At 37.5% G+C, this 19,945-nt stretch carries 9 protein-coding genes, 2 rRNA genes and 1 pseudogene; 10 read left to right on the top strand and 2 right to left on the bottom strand.

Going from position 1 to position 19,945, the window contains the following annotated elements:
* The first annotated feature begins 300 nt into the window (after positions 1-300).
* The 10 genes and pseudogenes from PSA_RS00920 to tldD all read left to right on the top strand — a co-directional run bounded on the left by PSA_RS00920 (position 301) and on the right by tldD (position 16,310).
* Positions 301-3,189 (top strand): 23S ribosomal RNA (locus PSA_RS00920).
* A gap of 214 nt (positions 3,190-3,403) precedes the next feature.
* A 5S ribosomal RNA gene (gene rrf, locus PSA_RS00915) occupies positions 3,404-3,518 on the top strand.
* An 832-nt stretch (positions 3,519-4,350) separates the two neighbouring features.
* Positions 4,351-6,326 (top strand): annotated as a pseudogene (locus PSA_RS26125) (SUMF1/EgtB/PvdO family nonheme iron enzyme).
* Between the two features lie 186 nt (positions 6,327-6,512).
* The gene (locus PSA_RS00905) at positions 6,513-7,556 is read left to right on the top strand and encodes a rod shape-determining protein (RefSeq protein ID WP_042146848.1); all 1,044 of its coding nucleotides are present in this window, start codon (positions 6,513-6,515) and stop codon (positions 7,554-7,556) included.
* Positions 7,556-8,401 (top strand): rod shape-determining protein MreC, encoded by an 846-nt coding sequence (mreC, locus tag PSA_RS00900; RefSeq protein ID WP_042146846.1) that lies wholly within the window; start codon positions 7,556-7,558, stop codon positions 8,399-8,401. Before PSA_RS00905 ends, mreC begins: the two co-directional genes overlap by 1 nt.
* Entirely contained in the window at positions 8,391-8,870 is a 480-nt protein-coding gene (mreD, locus tag PSA_RS00895) for a rod shape-determining protein MreD (protein WP_082305593.1), read from the top strand. The genes mreC and mreD overlap by 11 nt, the downstream gene beginning before the upstream one ends.
* Positions 8,870-9,442 (top strand): nucleoside triphosphate pyrophosphatase, encoded by a 573-nt coding sequence (locus PSA_RS00890; protein ID WP_042146844.1) that lies wholly within the window; start codon positions 8,870-8,872, stop codon positions 9,440-9,442. The genes mreD and PSA_RS00890 overlap by 1 nt, the downstream gene beginning before the upstream one ends.
* Positions 9,439-10,911 (top strand): ribonuclease G, encoded by a 1,473-nt coding sequence (gene rng / locus PSA_RS00885; protein ID WP_042146842.1) that lies wholly within the window; start codon positions 9,439-9,441, stop codon positions 10,909-10,911. Before PSA_RS00890 ends, rng begins: the two co-directional genes overlap by 4 nt.
* Positions 10,911-14,789 carry a YhdP family protein gene (locus tag PSA_RS00880; RefSeq protein ID WP_052380051.1) on the top strand — a complete coding sequence of 1,293 codons (3,879 nt, stop codon included), beginning with the start codon at positions 10,911-10,913 and terminating at the stop codon, positions 14,787-14,789. Before rng ends, PSA_RS00880 begins: the two co-directional genes overlap by 1 nt.
* Before the next feature lie 78 nt (positions 14,790-14,867).
* Positions 14,868-16,310: a metalloprotease TldD gene (gene tldD, locus PSA_RS00875; RefSeq protein ID WP_042146840.1), complete on the top strand. Its 1,443-nt coding sequence runs from the start codon at positions 14,868-14,870 to the stop codon at positions 16,308-16,310.
* Positions 16,311-16,376: 66 nt separating this feature from the next.
* Here the strand turns inward: tldD and PSA_RS00870 are convergent, their stop codons facing one another.
* Both PSA_RS00870 and yjgA read right to left on the bottom strand, forming a co-directional pair.
* Positions 16,377-19,238: an Ig-like domain-containing protein gene (locus PSA_RS00870; RefSeq protein ID WP_052380050.1), complete on the bottom strand. Its 2,862-nt coding sequence runs from the start codon at positions 19,236-19,238 to the stop codon at positions 16,377-16,379.
* Between the two features lie 22 nt (positions 19,239-19,260).
* On the bottom strand, positions 19,261-19,788 hold the full coding sequence (yjgA, locus tag PSA_RS00865) for a ribosome biogenesis factor YjgA (protein WP_042146839.1): 528 nt from the start codon (positions 19,786-19,788) through the stop codon (positions 19,261-19,263).
* Positions 19,789-19,945: the final 157 nt, after the last annotated feature.

Here is a 19,945-nt window from a genome sequence, read left to right as displayed (position 1 = left end):
ATTATTAAATAGTTTGTTCTTTGGAATGAATTATTTATGTGCTCTTTAAAAATTTGGAAAGCTGATATAAAAATTCTAATAAATGTTTATTAAACATTTATTAAGAGTTTTCAAAAAGTAAAAGAAACGAATGATAGCCATGTTATATGGTGATGCATTCATGCCAATTTATTGTTTACTTATTTATAAGTAATTAATGATTGGCATCTACTTTAGTATTCAAAACATTAACTTCTGGCGAAGTTAACTGTCACGAAATAATACAGCACATTGTAGTTGTAAGACTATTTTGGGTTGTATGGTTAAGTGAATAAGCGTACACGGTGGATGCCTTGGCAGTTGGAGGCGATGAAGGACGTATTAACTTGCGATAAGCTAAGTCGAGCTAGTAAAAAGCACTTGAGACTTAGATTTCCGAATGGGGAAACCCACCTATTTATAGGTATCGTTAACTGAATACATAGGTTAACGAGGCGAACGCGGAGAACTGAAACATCTAAGTACCCGTAGGAACAGAAATCAACCGAGATTTCGAAAGTAGCGGCGAGCGAAATCGAAACAGCCCTTAAGCTTTATTGTAGTTAGTAGAATGCTCTGGAAAGTGCAACGATACAAGGTGATAGTCCTGTATACGAAAACTTATATAAAGTGAAATCGAGTAGGTCGGGACACGTGATATCCTGACTGAATATGGGGGGACCATCCTCCAAGGCTAAATACTCCCAACTGACCGATAGTGAACCAGTACCGTGAGGGAAAGGCGAAAAGAACCCCTGTGAGGGGAGTGAAATAGAACCTGAAACCGTGTACGTACAAGCAGTAGGAGCAAAGCTTTGCTTTGTGACTGCGTACCTTTTGTATAATGGGTCAGCGACTTATATTTTGTAGCGAGGTTAACCGAATAGGGGAGCCGTAGGGAAACCGAGTCTTAACTGGGCGACTAGTTGCAGGGTATAGACCCGAAACCCGGTGATCTAGCCATGGGCAGGTTGAAGGTTGAGTAACATCAACTGGAGGACCGAACCCACTTACGTTGAAAAGTGAGGGGATGACTTGTGGCTAGGAGTGAAAGGCTAATCAAACCGGGAGATAGCTGGTTCTCCCCGAAATCTATTTAGGTAGAGCCTCGGATGAATACTGACGGGGGTAGAGCACTGTTTGGGCTAGGGGGTCATCCCGACTTACCAACCCCATGCAAACTCCGAATACCGTTAAGTAATATCCGGGAGACACACGGCGGGTGCTAACGTCCGTCGTGAAGAGGGAAACAACCCAGAGCGCCATCTAAGGTCCCAAAGTGTATGTTAAGTGGGAAACGATGTGGAAAGGCCCAGACAGCCAGGAGGTTGGCTTAGAAGCAGCCACCCTTTAAAGAAAGCGTAATAGCTCACTGGTCGAGTCGGTCTGCGCGGAAGATGTAACGGGGCTAAACATACCACCGAAGATGCGCCTGCGTACTTTGTATGCGGGGTAGGGGAGCGTTCTGTAAGCCGTTGAAGGTGTACCGGGAGGTATGCTGGAGGTATCAGAAGTGCGAATGCTGACATGAGTAACGATAATGGGGGTGAAAAACCCCCACGCCGGAAGACCAAGGGTTCCTATCCCATGTTAATCAGGGTAGGGTGAGTCGACTCCTAAGGCGAGGCCGAAAGGCGTAGTCGATGGGAAACGGGTTAATATTCCCGTACTTATTATAAATGCGAAGGGGGGACGGAGCAGGCTAAACAAGCATGGCGTTGGTTGTCCATGTGAAAGTGCGTAGGCTGATGACTTAGGTAAATCCGGGTTATCATTAAGGCTGAGACACGAGACGAGTCACTACGGTGATGAAGTTGTTGGTGCCATACTTCCAGGAAAAGCCTCTAAGCTTCAGTTTATAATGAATCGTACCCCAAACCGACACAGGTGGTCAGGTAGAGAATACTAAGGCGCTTGAGAGAACTCGGGTGAAGGAACTAGGCAAAATTGTACCGTAACTTCGGGAGAAGGTACGCCAACATTAGGTGAAGCGCTTTACGTGTGGAGCTGAAGTTGGTCTCAGAAACTAGGTGGCTGGGACTGTTTATTAAAAACACAGCACTGTGCAAAATCGAAAGATGACGTATACGGTGTGACACCTGCCCGGTGCCGGAAGGTTAATTGATGGGGTTATCTTCGGAGAAGCTCTTGATCGAAGCCCCGGTAAACGGCGGCCGTAACTATAACGGTCCTAAGGTAGCGAAATTCCTTGTCGGGTAAGTTCCGACCTGCACGAATGGTGTAACCATGGCCACGCTGTCTCCACCCGAGACTCAGTGAAATTGAAATCGCAGTGAAGATGCTGTGTACCCGCGGCTAGACGGAAAGACCCCGTGAACCTTTACTACAGCTTGGCACTGAACATTGAACCTACATGTGTAGGATAGGTGGGAGACTTTGAAGTAGCGTCGCTAGATGTTATGGAGTCAACCTTGAAATACCACCCTTGTAGTTTTGATGTTCTAACGTAGGTCCCTAAGCGGGATTGCGGACAGTGCCTGGTGGGTAGTTTGACTGGGGCGGTCTCCTCCCAAAGAGTAACGGAGGAGCACGAAGGTTTGCTAAGTACGGTCGGACATCGTACGGTTAGTGTAATGGTAGAAGCAAGCTTAACTGCGAGACAGACACGTCGAGCAGGTACGAAAGTAGGTCATAGTGATCCGGTGGTTCTGAATGGAAGGGCCATCGCTCAACGGATAAAAGGTACTCCGGGGATAACAGGCTGATACCGCCCAAGAGTTCATATCGACGGCGGTGTTTGGCACCTCGATGTCGGCTCATCACATCCTGGGGCTGAAGTCGGTCCCAAGGGTATGGCTGTTCGCCATTTAAAGTGGTACGCGAGCTGGGTTTAGAACGTCGTGAGACAGTTCGGTCCCTATCTGCCGTGGGCGTTTGAGAATTGAGAGGGGTTGCTCCTAGTACGAGAGGACCGGAGTGAACGAACCGCTGGTGTTCGGGTTGTCATGCCAATGGCATTGCCCGGTAGCTACGTTCGGAACTGATAAGCGCTGAAAGCATCTAAGCGCGAAGCAGGCCTCGAGATGATTTCTCACTAGTGCTATAAGCACTCTGAAGGGCCGTTGGAGACTACAACGTTGATAGGCAAGGTGTGTAAGGGTTGTGAGGCCTTGAGCTAACTTGTACTAATTACCCGTGAGGCTTAACCATACAACGCCAAAGTGGTTTTGTGTGTGATAGAAACAAGCAAGAAGTTAGTGTTAACTAAAGTAGAATACTTTTATGATATCTGTATCAGCAGACCGAATTTATTAAAGAAAACAAGAACAAAGCGAATTGGGAATGATTTTATAAATTACATCCATGTAATTTACCCTAGCGGGGCGCACTAAAGTGCGTTAAAAATTGTTCCAGACAAATTTTGCTTGGTGACAATAGCGTTTTGGACCCACCTGATCCCATGCCGAACTCAGAAGTGAAACGAAACAGCGCCGATGATAGTGTGGGGTTTCCCATGTGAAAGTAGGACATCGCCAGGCTCCTAATTAAAGAAAGCCGATACAGAAATGTATCGGCTTTTTTGCTTTTTATAATTTAAAAATATTGTGTTAGCTGGCATCGCCAGGCTTACCCTCATAATTTCAGTAAAAAGCCTAACTCATTGAGTTGGGATTTTTGCGTTTTAGAGTCTAATATTATTCAGACTAAAGATGCCAATACATCAGGCTCCACTCTCATAATCACAAGAAAGCCGATACCGAAATGTATCGGCTTTTTTGCTTTTTATAATTTATAAATATTGTGTTAGCTGGCATCGCCAGGCTTACCCTCATAATTTCAGTAAAAAGCCTAACTCATTGAGTTGGGCTTTTTCATTTTTGAATTTAATATGAAGTGCCAGAACATCTGGCTCCACTCTCATAATAATAAGAAGAACCCGATACAGAAATCTATTGGTTTTTTGTTTTGTGGGATTTAGAAAGCATCTAAATGCACTAAGAGGCTAAAGCCATTTACGATCTCTTTTGTTAAATCCAAATACCTTAACCTATAAATTACTACATTATATTGAAATATATTTATAAAATTAGCATCAGTGCTTTTATGATAGTAAAGAGTCAACCTCTAATATTGCTTTAATTTACCAATGAAATGATATTTTTAGTCGATATTAATTTTATTTAATACTTGTATTTCATTTTATTCAGCATAATTTTCGATTAAAGACCGAGCAAATGGTTTTTATTGTAGAAACTTCAACTATTAGTACATCAATGCTTGTATTTTGTCTTGCAAATAAATAGCATTGTAGGTTAATAAAATAAAAAGATAATAATTAGCGTGATTAGGCCGTTTTTGGGAATTAAATATATGCGATTTGCACCTTTGTCTCTTTTGATATCATTAAGCTTGCTCTCATTTACTACTGTTGCGCAAGATACAAATACAGTTACGGCAATTGAGAATGACATAACACTGAAACAAGCTGACTTTGATAGTTTTACTGATGTATTGAACAAGCATTTAAAGGATGAAAGTCAACAACAGCATCAATTAGATCTTTTACGTGCGAGATCAACAAAGTTAGAAAAAGAAAAAAACCAAGCTTTAGATGCAATGAATGCGTTATATCGTAGATTAATTGAGGATCCCTCTTTAGATATTTCAGATACAAAATTGAGATATCAAAATGCTGTTGACTCACATAAAACAAATAAAGAAGACATTGCTATGCAATTGGCTTCAATTGCTGCACACAGAAAAGATATCGAAAAAATTCGCATCGACAGGCATTCTTTATTAAATACACTTGAAGGTTTGAAAGAACAAAAAAATACAGCAAGAGTTGAGCGATTAAGAAATGAGTTTAATCGTGATGGCACGCTTGAAATACAAAATACAATTAACTGTAAGCGTACTGAGACACTTGCTGCTTGTGAGCAAAGAGGCCAGCATTTAGGTATGCAAAAGGCAACAAAACGCTTTTTAGACCAAGTCTTTGCAAATTTAACAGAGATCCGTTTAGTTGAACCAAAAAGAAACTCTGCTGGTGCAAGAGTTCAGGTACTAAATAGTCATGTTGTAAGTAATGGCTTTAGTGGTCATGGCAATTATGACGTTAATCTAAGTGTGACCATGAGAGGTGAAGCTAATAACAGTCGGTTATGTCATTTATTAAATTTAGATAATCGTTTTTGTAGTGAGTACTCAAGTTCTTTCCAAAGTGTATATAGCTCACAAGAATCGTCAAATTTTACAGGGAATGTACGCTTTTCGGATCCTGTTACAGCATCAAAAACTTATCCAAAAACAGAAAAAAAAATCAAACTTATAGTAAGCCTGTTGTAGATGTTATTCAAGAACCTGAAATTGCATATACACATGAATTAACATTACGCTCTAATGTGCACGATGATGAAGTGTTTATTGATGGCGTAAGTTATGGTTCAACGCGTTTGTCGGTTGAGTTACCTGTCGGTATTCATGATATTGAAATTCGTAAACTAGGTTATTCTTCTTATAAGAAAACACTAAACCTCCGTAAAGCACAAACTCTAAAAGCACGCTTAGTCAAGAACAAGGCTCCTGTTGTGTCTACACCTGCTTTAGAAACTCTTATAAGTAATGTATCGGTTCCTGGCATGGTCGTTATTCCTGCAGGTAGCTTTGAGATGGGTGATATAACAGGTAATGGATTGGCAAATGAGCAGCCAGTAACAAAAAAAATCTTGAGTGATTCTTTTGCAATGAACTCAAAAGAAGTATCTGTAGCACAATATAATTCTTTTGTTATTGAAACTAATTATGTAACAGAAGCTGAATCTGGAAAAGGGTGTGCTTATTACCTTAACGGCGAGCCTGTTTGGGAACCTTCGTTAAATTGGAAAAACCCTGGCTATGAACAAGCTGATGACTTTCCTGTAGTGTGTTTAACTTATAATGATGCAAAAGCTTATGCTGACTGGTTATCTAGTACAACTAATAATGAATTTCGTTTACCAAATGAAGTAGAGTGGGAATATGCTGCACGAGCAGGCACATCTACGGATTATTCTTGGAGTAACGATATAGGCTCAAATCAAGCAAATTGTGGTTGGTGTGGTAGTGAATGGTCAAATAAGAGCCCTTCTCCAGTGGGGTCATTCTCAGCTAATCAGTTTGGCTTACACGATATGGTTGGCAATGTATGGGAATGGACACAAAAAACAGCTGGCCAGTCTGATGTCGCTGTAAGAGGCGGAGCATGGAATTTTGCACCAAGCTTAGCGCGTGCTTCAACTCGACTTATTCTATCTACTGAATTTAGAGCAAACTACATTGGTTTTAGATTAGTAAAAGAAAGATAAATTTAGGGCTGAAATAAGTGCCTATATATAAGATTGATAATTTCATTTAACTCATTTTTTTTATAAAATATGACTTAATTACTTTTAATGATTAACAATAAATAGCATGTTATTAAAATAATACCATTGGCATTAAAATAGTTAGTCTATAAACAAAATAACAATATACAAGGATCAACCTGCTTTATGTTTAAAAAGCTTCGTGGAATTTTTTCAAATGATTTATCCATAGATTTAGGGACTGCTAATACTCTAATTTATGTGAAAGAGCAGGGCATAGTATTAAATGAACCTTCAGTTGTCGCTATCAGACATGATAAGCCTGGTGGCCCTAAAAGCATTGCTTCAGTAGGAACAGAAGCAAAACAAATGCTTGGTAGAACACCTGGTAATATTAAAGCAATCCGTCCTATGAAAGATGGTGTAATTGCTGATTTTTATGTAACTGAAAAAATGTTACAGCACTTTATCAAGCAAGTTCATGACAATAATTTTTTACGCCCTAGCCCAAGAGTATTAATTTGTGTTCCTTGTGGCGCTACTCAAGTTGAAAAACGTGCAATCCGTGAATCAGCTATGGGAGCAGGAGCAAGAGAAGTATATTTAATTGAAGAACCTATGGCTGCAGCAATTGGTGCTGGTTTACCTGTATCTGAAGCAACAGGCTCTATGGTTGTGGATATTGGTGGTGGTACTACCGAAGTAGCTATCATTTCATTGAACGGTATTGTTTATTCATCTTCTGTGCGTATCGGCGGTGATAAATTTGATGAAGCTATCATCAACTACGTACGTCGTAATTTTGGTAGCTTGATTGGTGAGGCAACTGCTGAGCGAATTAAGCATGAAATCGGTTCTGCATTTAAAACAGAAGAAGCGAAAGAAATTGAAGTGCGTGGTCGTAACTTAGCTGAAGGTGTTCCAAGGTCTTTTACCCTTAACTCACACGAAATCTTAGATGCATTACAAGAACCTCTTCAAGGGATTGTAAGTGCTGTAATGGTTGCATTAGAGCAATCTCCACCTGAACTAGCTTCTGATATATCTGCACACGGTATGGTATTAACTGGCGGTGGCGCTTTATTGAAAGATTTAGACCGTTTATTGATGGAAGAAACAGGTATTCCAGTTGTAGTTGCTGATGACCCTTTGACATGTGTAGCAAGAGGCGGCGGTAAAGCTCTTGAGATGATCGACATGCATGGCGGTGATGTATTTAGTTACGATTAATGAATTTATTATTTGGTCGAAATGCTTCTTTACAACTGCGATTAATCATCGCAGTTGTTTTAAGTGGCTTAATAATGCTGGGAGATAGGTATACGTCAGGTGCATCTACAATTCGTACCAGTTTAAATACTTTTGTAAGCCCCTTATTTTATTTTGCAAATATGCCTTCTGAGTTTTTAAATTGGAGCTCTCAAAATTTAGATTCTAGAGAGTTACTGTTAGCACAAAACACATCATTAAAAGCAAAGCAGCTAGAGCAAAATGCCAAACTGCTTGAGTTTCAGTTTTTACAAAATGAAAACTTGAAATTAAGAGCACTTCTAAATTCATCTGCCAAATTAGAAAGTAAAAAGCTGGTCACTAAAATCTTATCCATACACTCTAATACTTATAATCAACAAGTTGTTATTAATAAGGGTTTTTTAGATAATGTTGTAGAGGGATTAGCTGTTGTCGATGATTTAGGTGTTGTAGGCAAAGTAATACAAGTTGGCTCGTCTACAAGTCGTGTATTATTAATGACTGACAATACTCATGCAATCCCAGTTCGCGTATTAAGGAATAATATACAAACAGTTGTAGAAGGGAATGGCAAGCTCAATCAGGTTGAATTACCACATGTGCCCCATAGCATGGATATCAGAGTGGGGGATATTTTAGTTAGCTCAGGTTTAGGTGATATTTTCCCTGAAGGTTTACCTGTGGCAACTGTGACAAACATAGAAAGAGATGAAAGTAAGCCATTCTCAAAAGTATATGCGCAGCCTATTGCTCAATTAGATCGTATTAGACTACTTGTTTTATTATGGTCGCAGCAAACTAAGGTAAATGAAAATGATGAATAGGCATTATTGGTTGATCCTATTATCAATTTTTGTTGCATTAGTTGTAGCATTAATTCCTTTGCCAAGAGAGTTACAGCCTTTTCAGCCAGACTGGGTATTGTTAATCCTTATGTATTGGTCACTGGCATTGCCTCATAGAGTTAATATTGGTACAGCTTGGATTGTAGGTTTATTAATGGATTTAGCAATAGGCTCACCTTTAGGTGTGCACTCACTTACCTACTCTGTATCAATTTATATTACAGCAAGTAATTATCAAAAAATTAGAAATTACTCCGTACCACAGCAATCATTATTAATAGCGCTATTTCTTGCCTTATATCACTTATTACAATTTTGGGTGAGCCATTTTTTAATTGATATCTACTTTTTACCTCAATATTTATGGCCAGTCTTGACTGGATCTTTATCTTGGGTTTGGATCTTTTTATTGCTTAGAAAATATCGACGCCATTTTAGGATCCGATAATGACAAATTTAATATACTTAGCTTCAGCTTCCCCTAGACGTAAAGAGCTATTAAATCAGCTAGATTTTGAGTTCAAACAATTTTCTTTAGATGTGGATGAGTCTCATATTGATGATGAGACACCAGAGCAGCATGTTCTTAGGTTAGCTTGCCTTAAAGCGAAAACAGGTGTTGATTCAGGTTATAAAGATCGACCTGTATTGGGTTCTGATACTATAGTTGTATTAGATGATAGGATATTAGGTAAACCAAAAGATAATCTTGATGCTAAAAGCATGCTAGAAAGTTTATCTGGTCGTACGCATCAAGTTATGACCGCGATTGCTTTTGCAAATGAGCATAAAGTCAGAAGTAAACTCGTGATCACAGATGTGACATTTAAAAGCTTATCAGAACAAGAAATAAATGAATACATAGCAACAAAAGAGCCGAATGATAAAGCTGGTAGCTATGGTATTCAAGGATTAGCAGGGCGATTTGTAAGCCATATTAGTGGTAGTTACTTTTCTGTAGTCGGTTTGCCATTATTTGAAACCGAACAATTATTATCACATTTCTGGAATGAATCATGAGCTCTGAACTATTAATTAATATTACACCAAGTGAAAGTCGAGTAGCACTTATTGAAAATGGTGTATTGCAAGAGATTCAATTAGAACGCCAAAGTCATCTTGGTATAGTTGGTAATATATATTTAGGAAAAATAAGCCGTGTATTACCTGGTATGCAGGCTGCATTTGTTGATATCGGTTTAGATAAAGCGGCATTCCTGCATGCTTCTGATATCGTTAATAGTACAATCATAACAGAGGGAGTTGCGGCTTCTAATGTTAAGAAAACCCAAGATATAAGAGCCTTAGTACGCCAAGGTCAGCTTATTATGGTGCAAGTGGTTAAAGATCCGCTTGGCACTAAAGGGGCACGACTTACTACTGATATTACTATACCTTCTCGATATTTGGTTTTCATGCCAGATGCTAAGCATGTAGGTGTAAGCCAAAGAATCGAAACAGATGAAGAAAGACTTCGCTTAAAAAATATTGTTAAACAATATAATGATGATGATGGTGGCTTTATAATTCGTACTGCCGCAGAAGGCGCTTCAGAGTTAGAGCTTGCTCATGATGCTAAGTTTCTGAAAAAGCTTTGGCTAAAAATCAAAGAAAAACGAAAAAAGTTATCAAAAGAAGGTATTTTACACGAAGATCTAATTTTAGCTTTTCGCACATTAAGAGATTTTGTTGGCGAAGATATGGAGAGAATTAGAGTTGACTCTAAATTGACATATCAGCAACTTAAAGCCTTTACTGAGGAATTTGTACCGCAGCTTACAGCACCATTAGAGTATTATCCTGGTGAAAGACCTATTTTTGATTTGTTTAATGTTGAAAATGAAATTCAACGGGCTTTACAGCGTAAAGTAGAGCTTAAGTCTGGTGGTTATTTGATTTTTGACCAAACAGAAGCAATGACAACCGTAGACGTTAATACCGGAGCTTTTGTTGGCCACAGAAACCTTGAAGAAACCATATTTAATACTAATATTGAAGCAGCGCATGCGATTGCACGACAGCTAAGATTGCGGAATCTTGGCGGTATTATTATCATTGATTTTATTGATATGTCATGTGATGAACATCAAAAGCGTGTATTGCACGCCTTAGACTTAGGATTATCTAAAGAAAGAACAAAAGCGAATATTCATGGATTTTCAGCTTTAGGTTTAGTTGAAATGACGCGCAAACGTACAAGAGAAAGTTTAGAGCATATTTTATGTGACTTCTGTCCAGCATGTCAGGGGCGTGGTGCTTTAAAAACTGTAGAAACTGTATGTTATGAAATATTAAGAGAAATAGTGAGAGTGAATCGCGCCTATAATGCGGATAAATTTGTTGTGTATACATCACAAGCTGTAAGCGAAGCTTTGAAAAATGATGAATATCACAACTTAGCCGAACTTGAGTTGTTTATAGGTAAGCCTGTCAGCATACAGACCGAAGTCTTATATACTCAAGAACAATTTGATGTGGTGATGATGTAGTGCAAAACCCTGTTGTACAAAAAAATACGACTGAAAAAGTAAAGCGCTTAACAATTGGGCGCTTTTGCTTTTCTTGTATTAGAAAAATTTGGCAGTTTTTTGCCATTACCCTTGTTCTTTTAGCTGTGCTAATTTCAGTTCTAAAATATAGTTTACCTCATGCAAATGAATATAAATCACACTTTGAAAGTTTGATTTTAGATAAATTTAATGTTGAATTATCAATCGGAAATATCTCTGCGGGCTGGCAAGGAAAAGGTCCCGCACTAGAGTTGAATAATATATATTTTCAATCAAATTCACTTTCACCAATTAAGCTCGAAATCAAACAAACGCGTTTGCACATTAATTTATGGCAAACAGTAATTGATAGGCAGTTTCGTTCTAGCTATTTTGTATTAGATGGTCTTAAAGCGAATATAAATTTACCAGAATTACTTAAGCAGTCGCAGCAAACTGAAACCGATAAGGCGAATGATCAGCTTGATTTATTTGAGGGATTGTTTTTAGGTGAAATTGGTCACTTTGCTTTAGAAAATAGCTTGGTAGAAGTTGTAATGCGAGATGGAAATCATAGAACCGTAGAACTGCAAAAATTAAGCTGGCAAAACAAAAATGAAAAGCATCAAGGTCAAGGGACAATAAGTTTACCTGGTATTTCAGATAATTATTTAAATATTATTTTAGATTTATATGGTACAGAGTTTAATGATTCTTTTGGTGAATTATACTTAGTTGCTAAGAGCTTAAATATCACGCCTTGGCTTTCATCTACAATTTCCAAAGATATTAAATCAGTTCAATCAGATATTAATTTTGAGCTATGGTCACGGATAGATAAAGGTTTGTTTAAAAGCATTCAGCTAGAATGGCAACCAAGCACTTTGAGTTGGGACTTAAATAATATAGAACAAAATTTTGCTATTACTTCAGGTACTTTACGTTTTAAACCTACAGAAATGGGCTGGCTGTTAAATTCATCTGATTTAATGATGAGTAGTAATCATGCTGCTTGGCCAAACATGAATTTAGAAGTAGAGAGAAATAAATACCAATTCAAAGGGGAAATTAAAAATCTAGATATAGAAATGCTTAGTCAGCTTTCACAGCTAGTAAATAATAAGGCTTTTGAACCTTTATTGATAAGAAAGCCTAAAGGGCAAATAACCGATTTATTTGTTAACTTTAACCATGAAAGTGACTGGCAGGTGTCAGCTAAAGCAAATAGTGTTGGTTGGATTAATCATCAAGGCATACCTGGAGTAGAAGATTTTGAACTTGATGTTAATTTTAATCAATCTTCCGGGACTATTTCACTTCATTCTGAACAAAACCAGTTGCTAACGGGTGATTTGTTTCCAAAAAACATTAACTATGAACAGATTGATTTAACACTTTCTATGTTAAAGCAGGATTCTGGTTGGCAAATTAAAAGTGATAATATTTGGCTTCATAATACAGATTTAAGTCTAGCTGCAGAGCTAACACTGAATCTATATGATGAGGCTTCAATGAGCTTGTATGCTGAATTAAAAGGCCCTAAAGCCATACTGGCAAAAGAGTATTACCCTAAAGGCTATATGCCGCAAGGTACCATCGATTACTTAAATGACTCATTATTAGGTGGGCAAGTAGAGCAAGCTCAAGTGCTTTGGCATGGCAAGTTTTCAAGTTTCCCTTATGAAGATAATGATGGCCATTTCGCCGTTGCAGCAAAAGTGGTTGATGCAGAGTTTCAATTTCAACCTGATTGGCCAAGTATTAAAAATTTAGACGTTGATTTAGTTTTTGATCGCCAAAGAATGGATATATTTAGTGATACTGGTCAGCTAGTTAATCTTTCTTTAAAGGATGGTGTAACAGTCAGTATTGATGATTTACGTATATCTGATTGGCTAGATGTCAAAATAAATAATGAAGTTGATGCGAAAATTTTACAGCCTTTTTTTGCAAAAACGCCTTTATCAAAATCTGTTGGTGAGGTATTAAAAATTGTAGATGCTAAAGGTCATGTGTCAGGTTTTACCCATTTAAAAGTTAATTTATCTAAACCTGAAGTTATTACAAAAGGTACAGTTAGCTTTTCAGATATTGATGTTAATATCACTAAGCCAGGAATTGAATTAGATAAAGTATCTGGAGTGCTTAGTTTTATTGATAATCAAATCAATTTACCAAATATCTCTGCAAACTGGTTAGGGCTACCAATTAACTTAGCTATATCTGGTGAGCAAACACCTAAAGAGTATGCTTTGACAGTTAAAGGCGATGTGAACTGGCCTGTGGAACAATTGTTAAGCAAAGGTACAGGGTTAATGTCTGGATATGTTTCAGGTGAGATGCCTTTATCAATAGACTTTAAATTGGGATTGCCTGACTCAGGCTTTCATTACCAAGCTGAAATTAACTCTACACTAGAAGGTTTTGCAACCTCTTTACCTAAGCCATTTAATAAAGATATAGCGCAAATTAAAACATTTAAAGGGGTTGTGAGAGGGGATGAAATATCAAATTTAATTACACTTAATTTAAATGAACAGCTTTTCTTTAATAGTATTTTTGAAAATAAAACAACCAGCATGAGTCATGCCCACTTGATTGTTGGAACCAGTGATTTAGGGTTAAATGCTTCTGACTTTGATGTGAGCATTAATTTGAAGCATGCTAACATGAAAAGTTGGATCCCATTTATAGATCACTTACTTGAAAATATAAATCAAGGTGAGTCCTCTGGTATTTTCCCGCCTTTAAAGCAAATTAAAGGTGAGATTGAAAAAGTTGATTTATCGGGCATTATATTTAATGAATTAGATTTTAAGTTAGATAATTTCGCCCAAAGTACACAACTAAAATTAATGGCTAAAGAGTTAAGGGCCCAGGTAAGTATTCCAAAAGTACTTGCTCAACGACCTATTTATATTGAAGCTGATTATTTACGTTTCAATTTGCCTGAAACAGACAAAACGAATGCAATTGAAAAAGAAAAAACAGATACCAGCTGGTTTTATTCGTTGCCAGCGATCCGCTTTAACTGTGCGGATTGTCGAATTGATGATTATCAGCTAGATAAATTAATTGTTAACTTAGATCCAGCGGAAAATGGTATTCAGATATCAGATTTTATTTTAGATAAAAATAAACATAAATTAACAGCAAGTGGTTTATGGAAAAATGAAATGACTTATCTAAAAGGCCAGTTTACAAGCAAAGATATAGGTGAACTGTTTGATGAATATGATCTGACATCTACTATCAAAGATTCTAAAGCAGATGCAAATTTTGATCTAAACTGGCAAGGTTTACCTTATGAATTTGACGTCGCATCTTTATCTGGAGACTTTAAATGGAATTTAGCAGATGGCCATTTAACAGAGGTGAGCGATGGTGGCGCAAGAGTTTTTTCTTTACTGAGCCTGGATTCATTAGTTAGAAAGTTAAAATTAGATTTTAGAGATGTATTTGCTAAAGGTTTTTTTTATAACAGTATTAAAGGGTCTATGTATTTAAAAAACGGATTAGCGACAACGACTAATACAAAAGTTGACGGTGTTCCTGCAGATGTATCAATAAAAGGCTATGCTAATTTAAATACCCATGAATTAAATTATGATTTAGCCGTTTTACCTGAAGTAACATCCAGTATTCCTGTGATTGTTGCTTGGATGGTGAACCCAGTTACAGGTTTGGCTGCATTGGCTATCGATAAAGTAATACATTCAGCTAAGGTCATTTCAGAAATTAAGTTTCAGATCAGCGGTACAATGGATAAACCTGTTGTAACTGAGTTAGGCAGAAAAAGCCGAGACGTGGAAATTCCGCAAACAGCAAAACCAAAGCTGGAAGTACCAAAATCTCAACCAGAATTACAATTGCAATAAAAATTCATGAAAGTGATATTTAAGGGTATTTTTTAATAGATATAAATACACTGATTAATAGAATATAAGAGTTAACACATGACAACTGAAGTAGAAAATAACTTACTACGAGAAAGTAACTTATCTCGTGATGATTTAACTAAAGCATTAGCACTTATACACCAAAATAACGTAGATTATGCTGATTTGTATTTTCAATCTAGTTATCACGAAACTTGGATGTTGGAAGATGGTCTTGTAAAAGAGGGATCTTACAATATTGAGCGTGGTGTCGGTGTTAGAGCTGTTAGCGGAGATAAAACAGGTTTTTCATATTCGGATGCAATTAATCTAGAGGCACTAACACAAGCATCTTCAGCGGCAAAAAGCATCGCTAAAGCTGGTGAAAATAAACAAGTAGAAATATTTACTGAAAAAAAACATGCTATTCAATTTGAAACTGTCAATCCTATTTCGAGCCTTCCTGATAGCAAAAAAATTGAACTATTGCATCAAATAGAAGATTACATACGTCAGCTTGCACCTGAGGCTAGTCAGGTTATCAGTTCTATTTCTGCAGTATATGAAGAAGTTTTAGTTGCTGCTAGTGATGGTACTTTTGCAACTGATAGCCGCCCATTGATCAGAATGAATTGTTCTGTTTTATTAGAAAAAAATGGTAAACGAGAACGAGGTGGCGCTGGTGGTGGTGCAAGGTTAGATTATGGTTATTTTATTGAATTAGAAGATAATAAACCACGCTGGATGGGTTATGCTGAAGAAGCCGTTAGGCAAGCAAGAGTAAACCTTGATGCCATAGAGGCACCTGCTGGCTCTATGCCTGTTGTATTGGGTTCTGGTTGGCCGGGAGTTTTATTACATGAAGCTGTTGGTCATGGATTAGAAGGGGACTTCAACCGAAAAGAAGCATCCGCTTTTAGTGGTAAGGTTGGTCAAAAGGTTGCCTCAGAATTATGTACAGTTGTTGACGATGGTACACTGCAAGGCCGCAGAGGGTCATTGAATATAGATGATGAAGGTACACCTGCACAATGTAACGTACTTATCGAAAAAGGTATTTTAAAAGGCTACATGCACGATAAACTAAATGCTCGATTAATGGGGGTATCTCCTACGGGAAATGGTCGCCGAGAATCATATGCACATTTACCTATGCCAAGAATGACCAATACTTATATGTTAGCGGGTGAAAGCACTCAGCAAGATATTATCTCAAGTGTTAAAAAAGGCATATTTGCACCTAATTTTGGTGGTGGTCAAGTTGATATTACTTCAGGGAAATTTGTTTTTTCAGCCTCTGAAGCTTATTTAATTGAAGACGGAAAAATTACTCAGCCAATTAAAGGTGCTACTTTAATTGGAAATGGCCCTGAGGTCATGCAGCAGATATCTATGGTAGGGAATGACTTATCTTTAGATAAAGGAGTGGGTGTATGTGGTAAAGATGGCCAGAGTGTGCCTGTTGGCGTTGGTCAGCCTAGTTTGAAAATAGATATGCTTACAGTAGGTGGTACAGCATAATTAATACTGATAAGTTTGAAACCCCATTAAATTTAATTACTTAATGGGGTTTTTTATACTCTATACCTATAACACTAAATTGACATTAAAAATACCGCCAGAAGTTACACTTCTAGGGCTGGTAATTGTAAACTCGAGTGTTGCTGTATTTGGTAAATCCTCATCATCTAAATCATTTCTTAAAGTAAAAGAAATAGAGTGGCCGCCATAAGTGTTGTTACTTCTTGCATCCTTGATACTAATATTATTATCTAAATCACTTTGAGCGACTGGAGTATTGGTCCCTATAGTATCTGGTACCGTAAAGCTTGTTTGTCCTGCTAAATCTCCTTGGCTTGACGTGACGATGACGGTTGTACCTGATGGCATAGTTTGCAATGCTGTATCTGAAAAGTATAGAGTGTAAACTCGATTGGTATTTTGATTGATACTAGGAGAGCTTCCTGATAAAGATTCCCCTGCGTAGTTTGATGTTAGTGAACTTGCAACGGTTGATTCGTATAAAGACCACAAACTAGTTGAAGAAGCCATTATCATTTTTAAAGCTTTTCTGACATTGAGTGAAGTTTGGTTTTGTGTCCCACAGATCGCTGGTGGTTGGCATTGAGGGCCATTAAATTTGCCGTTTTCAGTATTAAAACTTTTATCATTATTAAAATCGATAAAAACTTCACCAACGTTATGTTGATTATTTTCATTATCATCTCGCCAAGCTTCACTCATATCAATAAACCCTGAAGGTTGGTATTGTGTTCTATTGAAACCGCTTGATATAGTATGAGTAGATTCAGGTATAGCAGTGCCATCATTCTCATCGAATACATTATTACCATTGGTATCAAAAAAAGTTTCATGTCCAATTGCTGTGGCAAGAATAGAAATCCGGTGATTAAAAACCTTAGGTTCAGCGCTTTCCCACTTTACAAAACAAGAACCGTTAACTGTTTGGCATGACGGCTCAATTTGGCCACCCTCTGTAGTAAAGTTAACAGTTGTACCATCAGGAACTGGGTTATTGAAGCTGTCAGCTAACCAAGCAGTAATATTTACTTCATTACCATTAAAGTTATGAGCTTCAGGGTTAGAATTTTCAGTTGCTAATGTAATACTGTTTTGATCTGCCAAGCCAGTATTAACAGACAACAAATCAGATTGTGTTGAAATGACCTCCCCACCTTCTGATGTTGCAGAAGCTGAAACCCGAACAACTGTAGGTACATTGCCTGAAGTTACTTTAGTACTTACTTGACCCAGAGAGTTAGTAAAAGCCGTTACTGGATTAATGCTTAAGCCCCCTACTTGCGTATCGAGCTCAAAAGTCACTTGTTGCTGTGCTAAAGGATTACCTAATTTACCTTTTACTAAAAAAGATAAAGTTGAAATTTCTTGCTTGCCTTGCCCACCAGTGCCTTTTAGTACAATGGAGTCTGGCTCTGCTGAAACAAATTCAATTGCACCTAAGCTTTCAGGAAGAAGGCTTATAGTTTGAGTTAATATAATATTTTCAGCACTACCCGCAATAGTGGCAATAACTTGATCTGTATTACCTGTTGAACCTGCACAACTTAGATCTTCATAAGTTGCGTTAGCCTTACCATTAATCGTTAACACTTGTTCATCAATTTGGGCTTGCTGATTAGCAACACAGCTAGACGTAAAGCTAATAGCAGTAGGTGTTGAGATAGGTGTATTGTTTTCGTCAACAATCGCAATTTTAAAACCTAAAGTGCCACCTGCACTTAAATGAGCTTCCCCATCTTGAATTGTGCCATCTAAAGTGAAGCCTACTTTACCTTCGATAAATAGGTTGTTTTCATTAAAATATCCCGCTTTAATTTCAGGTTGTTCAATAATATCGGCATCTAAAACTTGGTAATTAAATTGCTGACTAATGGTTTGGTTATTATCTTCCAGAGTATAGCTTGCAGTTAGGACTGCAGCACCAATATCATTATCTATTGATGCTGATAGTGTTGCTTTTGCAATGCCTTCAGCATTTGTTAGCACTGCAGGAGCATCTAATGTTCCTGATTCTACTGTTAAATTAATTATTTGATTCTCTAGTGGCAGTAGTGCAGGGTCTGTGAGTTGAACTTGCACTAAAATAGTTTCACCTTGCTTAAACTGGTTACTTGCAACACCGTTTTTTAGCATTTGAACATTTAGTGTAGGTAAGTCTGAAATACCATTGTCGTTGTTAATAAACTCATATGATTGCGTTGTCGATGATTCTGCTTGTGTTGCTGTTAAAGTCGCAGCACCAACAGAAGCACTATCACTGTCTAGATAAATAATCGCATTACCATTGGTATCTGTAAGTTTGGAGCTTTGGCGTAAAGTACCTAATGGTGCGTCAAACACAACAGTTAAGCCAGATACCGGGGACTCATTCTTTGTTAAATTTGCTTTTACACATATCGTATCTCCCGCTGTAAAACTAGGTAAACCAATTGGGTTACATTGTGCATTTAGCATCTCAAGAGAGAGTTGAACCGGTGCATTTGGATCTGGCTCATCACTTTCTAAAAACTCATAATCAGTAGATGCAGATACATCGCCAACACTTGCTGTAATGGTACTTGAACCTACATCTGTGATTGCACTATTTAGCATGACTAGAGCGATACCTTCTGCATTGCTTAATGTAGAAGAAGGTGAAAGAGAACCTAAAGGCGCACTAAAGCTAACAGAGGTATTGGTTACAGCTAGATTATTTTTAATCAATTTAGCTTGAATACAAAATGAGTTACCAGCAATGACTTTTGGTGTGGTCAGTACCTGACAATTTTCATCTAATACAGAAAGTGAGATTTCAATTGGAGCATTTGGATCTGGAATATCAGGTTCTTCATTTTCTCCAGACGAGCCGTTACACGCAGTTAAAAATAAACATGCTAAAAAACTAAAAAAAAGTTTAGTGGTTCTCATTTGTGATCCTTTGCTATTTATTTCAAGATACTAAGATAGATTCTTTTAAATATTGAAATAAGTCTCGGTAGCCTTTAGCTGGTTTTTCTTGCTCGACTTCTTTTTTTGCTTGGCGAATAAGTTGACGCAGCTTTTGTCTGTCCAAATTATCATATTCTTCAATTAATTCATTCACTTTTTTGTCACCATCTGCAATTATTTGGTCACGTAAATGTTCTAATTTGTTTAAAGCAACTGATGCTTGTTGATTTTTATTACCAATTAGATCCATAGCATGTTTTATTTCATCTAGGTTATCAGCTAATCGCAACTGTTTTGCAATATAGTTCAAATGTCTGCGATAGGATTCTTTCTTTTTACTGAGCTTATCAGCAAGTACCATAGCTTCTTCTAGTATTGCATCTAATGGTACCTTTTCTCGCGCTTTAGGTGATAGTGCTGCTAGTTGAGTGCCTAATTTATGCATCTCTTGTACTTCACGTTTAATTTCACTCTTTGAAATGTAAATAATTTCTTCTTCTAGCTCTGGATTACGCTTTTTTCTAGCCATGATGCTCTACACTGTTTTAATAATTTAATTTATATCAGCATAGTATAACTCAATGTCATATACCCAAGCCACTTGAATGTATCTATAAGCGTTTAGGTATAATCGTTAAAATCAAGCTTGGCGTATGTTATGCTTAGTTTATTAGTCTTATTTACAT

The organism is Pseudoalteromonas sp. '520P1 No. 423' (genome assembly GCF_001269985.1).
Classification (GTDB): Bacteria; Pseudomonadota; Gammaproteobacteria; order Enterobacterales; family Alteromonadaceae; genus Pseudoalteromonas.
This window is presented reverse-complemented; position numbering and strand designations above follow the sequence as displayed.

Excerpts from the sequence above, each read along its gene's own strand:
- rng (WP_042146842.1), top strand. The coding sequence starts at position 9,439 with ATGAGCTCTGAACTATTAATTAATATTACACCAAGTGAAAGTCGAGTA.
- PSA_RS00870 (WP_052380050.1), bottom strand. The coding sequence starts at position 19,238 with ATGAGAACCACTAAACTTTTTTTTAGTTTTTTAGCATGTTTATTTTTA.
- tldD (WP_042146840.1), top strand. The coding sequence starts at position 14,868 with ATGACAACTGAAGTAGAAAATAACTTACTACGAGAAAGTAACTTATCT.
- PSA_RS00905 (WP_042146848.1), top strand. The coding sequence starts at position 6,513 with ATGTTTAAAAAGCTTCGTGGAATTTTTTCAAATGATTTATCCATAGAT.
- PSA_RS00890 (WP_042146844.1), top strand. The coding sequence starts at position 8,870 with ATGACAAATTTAATATACTTAGCTTCAGCTTCCCCTAGACGTAAAGAG.
- mreD (WP_082305593.1), top strand. The coding sequence starts at position 8,391 with ATGATGAATAGGCATTATTGGTTGATCCTATTATCAATTTTTGTTGCA.
- mreC (WP_042146846.1), top strand. The coding sequence starts at position 7,556 with ATGAATTTATTATTTGGTCGAAATGCTTCTTTACAACTGCGATTAATC.
- yjgA (WP_042146839.1), bottom strand. The coding sequence starts at position 19,788 with ATGGCTAGAAAAAAGCGTAATCCAGAGCTAGAAGAAGAAATTATTTAC.